Here is a 4361-nt window from a genome sequence, read left to right as displayed (position 1 = left end):
GCTACTCGACACCGTCACCGAGATTCCGTACAGCGATGTCGGCACCATCCATAACGACCCACCCATACCGGGCTCGTACCACATCAACAACGTGCAGCTCAATCACCTCGACCATGACGCGGTGGAAGCCATCCTTGAGCTGGCGGGACCCGAGTCGGACGGTGCGGTTGGCGTGGAGATCCGCCATCTCGGCGGTGCGCTCGCTCGCCCGCCGCGCGTGCCCAACGCGGTCGCGCACAACACGGCCCAGTTCCAGCTTTACTCGGGCGGTGTCCTCGGTGTCGGCGACGACGAGGCCGTCTACGCCGGGCAGGACCGAGTGGTCGAGGCACTCAGCCCGTGGAACAGCGGCATGCGGACCCTCAACTTCATGGCCGGCGTCGCCCATGCCGATCCCGAGGACGTTCGCCAGGCGTTCACGGAGGCGACGTATGCGCGGCTTGTCGCGCTGAAGACGAGCTACGACCCGGGAAACATGTTCCGCTTCAACCACAACATCCCACCCGCTCCCCGGCAGAGCCCCGCATGACGGTTTCATGGGTCACACACGGAGGCGGTCCTCGCCTTGGCGGTCGAACCTGCCCGCGGCCAACAGGGATGCGAGCGCGTCCTGGGACGACTGAAGCCGGGCGATCTCTTCCGACATGCGTGCATGCTGCCGTTCCAGCTGCTCAAGCATGATGGGACACAGCGACGGCGCGGGCTTCCCTCCGTCGTCGTCGATACAGTGCAGGAACTCGGCGATCACCGCGGTCGGCAGACCCGCCGCCAGCAGTTGGCGGATGTGACGCACCAAGACGACGTCGGCATCCGTGTACTCCCGATAGCCGTTGAAATCTCGGGCTGGGTGGAGCAGACCCTGCTCCTCGTAGTACCGCAACAGCCGCTGGTTGACACCTGTCGTGCGGGCCAGGGTGCCGATCCGCATACTCACTCCATTGCCTCGACTTGACCTTCCCATTGATGTCAACGTCTAGCGTCGCGATGTCATTGCATCGAGAACGAAGGAGTGCCTGATGTCTGGAGTCGTCATCGTCGGCGCAGGACCAGGAATCGGACAAGCCGTCGCTTGTCGCTTCGCGCGTGAGGGCGTTCCCGTGACGCTCATCAGCCGCACCGAGAAGACCGCCAAGGGTGTCGCCGAGGCCGTCCACCCCTACGGCGTTCCGGTGGTCCCGCTGGCGGCTGACAGCACGGATGACATCGCTCTCCGTGCCGCTCTGGACGACGCGGCCGGCGAGCTCGGTCCGCCCGACGCCGTCGTCTACAACGCCGCCCTGATCCGGCCGGACGCGCTCGGTGACCTTTCCGTCGCCGGACACCTCGACGCGTGGGCGGTCAACGTCGTCGGCGCGATCACGACGGCGGCACACGTCCTGCCGCCGATGGCTCGCCGACGGTCGGGGACGTTCATCGTCACCGGCGGGATGCCGGCGCCAAAACCGAGCTACATGAGCCTCTCCCTCGGCAAGGCCGGGGTGCGGACGTTCCTGAGCATGCTCGACGAGGAGTACGGACCGGCGGGCGTTCACGTGGCCACGGTGACCGTCGACGGCCCGGTCGCGCGGGGCACGACGCCGGACACGGAGGATATGGCCGAGCACCTCGACCCGGACGACATCGCCGATCACTACTGGCGCCTGCACACCCAGCCGCGACACGCCTGGGAGAGCGAGGTCATCGTGGCCGCGTAGCTTTTCCTTCCGGCGGTGTTCAGCTGCTGGTCGCATGCACGCCATGCTCGTCGGCTTGGCTCGGGACCGAGTTGTCCATTTCCTTACTGAATAGTGAGGGGCCGGTCTCCTCCCCGTGGCCGGCCCCTCCGCCATCCGGCAGACAGCCGCGACCAGGAGGGCGACGATGTCTGAGAACCTGCTCGACCGCCGACGATTCCTGAAGCTGACCGGTGGTGCCGCCGTGACGGCACTCGCGGTCCAAACGCTCTGGCGGGAGGCGGCGACGGCCGACGAGCTCGACCCCGCTCCGTTCACGCTCGGCGTCGCGTCGGGCGACCCGGACCACACCAGCGTCGTGCTCTGGACGCGGCTCGCGCCGGATCCCGGGAACGGTGGCGGGATGCCGGACCGTGACGTGCCAGTGCGCTGGGAGGTCGCGCTGGACGAGAACTTCCGGCACGTGATGCGCCGTGGCGAGGCCACGGCCCGCCCTGGGGACGCACACTCGGTCCACGCGATCGCCGATCGGCTCGCCCCGAACCGGTGGTACTGGTATCGGTTCGAAGCCGAGGGCGTGCGCAGCCGCGTCGGACGTACCCGCACCCTGCCGACACCCGGCAGCAATCCGGACACGTTGCGTTTCGCCGTCGCCTCCTGTCAGAACTGGGTGGGAGGCCCGTACCCGGCGTATCGCGACATGGCCGAGCACGACCTCGACCTCGTCCTCCACCTGGGCGACTACATCTACGAGACCCAGAACGGCAGCCTCGACGAGTTCCGTCGGTTGCATTCGCTCTACAAGACCTCGCCTGACCTGCGCGAGGCGCATGCGCGCTTCCCGTTCGTCACCACGTGGGATGACCACGAGGTGCTGAACAACTGGTCCAGGGACGACGATCGGTCTCCCGACGGCCTGCCGTTCACCGACCGCCGCGCGAACGGTTTCCAGGCGTACTACGAGCACCTGCCGATGCGCACCATGCCCGACGGGCCGGACTACCCGATCTACCGCGGGTTCCGCTGGGGGAGGCTGGCGGAGTTCTCCGTCCTCGACACCCGCCAGTACCGCGACGACCAGGCATGCGGCGACGGCATGAACAAGCCGCCGTGCGACGACGTCTACGACGAGGACCGCACCATGACCGGGCCGGAGCAGGAGCGCTGGCTCATCGACCGGCTGCGGGAGTCCAAGGCGCGGTGGAACGTGCTCGCGCAGCAGACCATCCTCGCCTCGTTCGACTACGACGTCGGCCCGGGTCTTGCGTACAACCTCGACCAGTGGGACGGGTACCCGGCGGCGCGGCAGCGTCTGCTGGACGCGATCGTCGAGCACGAGCCGTCGAACCCGGTCGTGCTCTCCGGCGACTGGCACTCGCATTGGGTCAACGACATCCTGGCGGACTTCAGCGACCCGTCGTCGGCGGTGCTGGCCTCGGAGTTCGTCGGCACGTCGATCTCGTCTGGGATCGGCTGGGACGACGCGGTCCGCCAAGGCCTGCCGGCGAATCCGCACGTGAAGTTCTACAACGGCAGCTACCGCGGCTACGTGCACTGCGAGGTGACACCGGAGCGCTGGCAGACGACGTTGCGGATCGTCACGGATCCGCGGAGCGCGTCGTCGCCGGCCTACACGATCGCCTCGTACGAGGTGCGCGACGGTGAGCCCGGGCCGCGACGGCTCGACGAGGGCGACGGCTTCACCGGGACGGTGGTGAGCGCCGCCGACGACGAGCCGCTGCGCAACGCGGAGATCCTGGTCAGACGGGACGACGGCTCGGTGGCCCTGCGGGTGTGGACGGATGCGAGCGGTGAGTACCTGTCCTTCCTGGCCCCTGGGAGCTACCGGCTGGAGGCGCACGCGGTGGGCTACGAGTCAGCGAGTATGACGCTCGACGTGGACGAGGGAGCGCCGCCACGCGCGGACTTCTCGCTTGCTCGCGTCGCGGGCGTCTACGCCGGAACCGGCCGACGCGTGCCAGGGCCGAACGCCGAAGGTGTCTCCGACGACCTCGTACTGGGCAACGGGCTGCTGGCGATGGCGGTGTCGAAGGTCACCAACGACGGCCAGCTACCGAACGCGACGCCTGGCAAGCCGATCGACATGGCGGCAGCGGGGCACCTCGACCAGATCGACTGGTTCAACCTGCCGTATGTCGCGGCGAGCGCCCCGGCCGGGACCGAGGGCTGGCAGCAGGGTCTGGTCCGTTCGGCCTCGGTGGACGTGGAGTCCGCCGGGCCGGAACGTGGCGTCGCCCGGGCCGCGGGTGCGGCGCTGGAGGTCCCGGACGTGTCGGTCGCGACGATGTTCACCGTCGAGCCGGGCCAGCCGTGGATCCTCGCCGAGTCCGTTCTCACCAACACCGGTGCGGAGTCCGTGACCGTGTGGGCCGGCGACGTCATCGATCACGACGGCCCGGGTCAGCGCAGCGGCGTCCCCGGCCACGGCACGATCACCACGCCGTACGGTGACCCGGGGGAGTTCGTCCCGGACGGTTCCTGGATCGGCATGACCGGCACCGACGGGCAGACCTACGCTCTGCTGTACGACGACGCCGAGTTCACGGCGTACGGCAACGGCAACTGGATCCAGAGCCGGTGGGAGGTGACGCTGGCCGCCGGTGAGTCCTGGACTCTACGGCGACGGATCGCCGCGGTCGACAACGGCGGCGACGCCGACCCATGGGC

At 68.6% G+C, this 4361-nt stretch carries 4 protein-coding genes; 3 read left to right on the top strand and 1 reads right to left on the bottom strand.

Translation table 11 applies throughout. The features are described 5' to 3' along the window. On the top strand, nt 1-529 hold a 529-nt coding region (locus tag ELR45_RS36810; protein ID WP_205855879.1), incomplete at its 5' end, for a BBE domain-containing protein. A 12-nt stretch (nt 530-541) separates the two neighbouring features. On the opposite strand, the gene ELR45_RS04060 is transcribed toward ELR45_RS36810, so the two are convergent. Continuing rightward, the gene (locus ELR45_RS04060; RefSeq protein ID WP_129663675.1) at nt 542-928 is read right to left on the bottom strand and encodes a MerR family transcriptional regulator; all 387 of its coding nucleotides are present in this window, start codon (nt 926-928) and stop codon (nt 542-544) included. 88 nt (nt 929-1016) lie between these two features. On the opposite strand from ELR45_RS04060, the gene ELR45_RS04055 reads away from it, so the two are divergent. Beyond that, entirely contained in the window at nt 1017-1694 is a 678-nt protein-coding gene (locus ELR45_RS04055; RefSeq protein WP_129663673.1) for an SDR family NAD(P)-dependent oxidoreductase, read from the top strand. A gap of 166 nt (nt 1695-1860) precedes the next feature. Continuing rightward, the coding region (locus ELR45_RS04050; RefSeq protein WP_129663671.1) for an alkaline phosphatase D family protein at nt 1861-4361 on the top strand (2501 nt) is incomplete at its 3' end.

This window comes from Phytoactinopolyspora endophytica (assembly GCF_004138495.1).
Taxonomy (GTDB): domain Bacteria; phylum Actinomycetota; class Actinomycetes; order Jiangellales; family Jiangellaceae; genus Phytoactinopolyspora; species Phytoactinopolyspora endophytica.
Note: the sequence above shows the minus strand (reverse complement) of the source record. Positions and strands in the feature narration are given on the sequence as shown.

What these genes read in the sequence shown, in the direction of transcription:
- ELR45_RS04060 (WP_129663675.1), bottom strand. Translation starts at nt 928, where the DNA reads ATGCGGATCGGCACCCTGGCCCGCACGACAGGTGTCAACCAGCGGCTG.
- ELR45_RS04055 (WP_129663673.1), top strand. Translation starts at nt 1,017, where the DNA reads ATGTCTGGAGTCGTCATCGTCGGCGCAGGACCAGGAATCGGACAAGCC.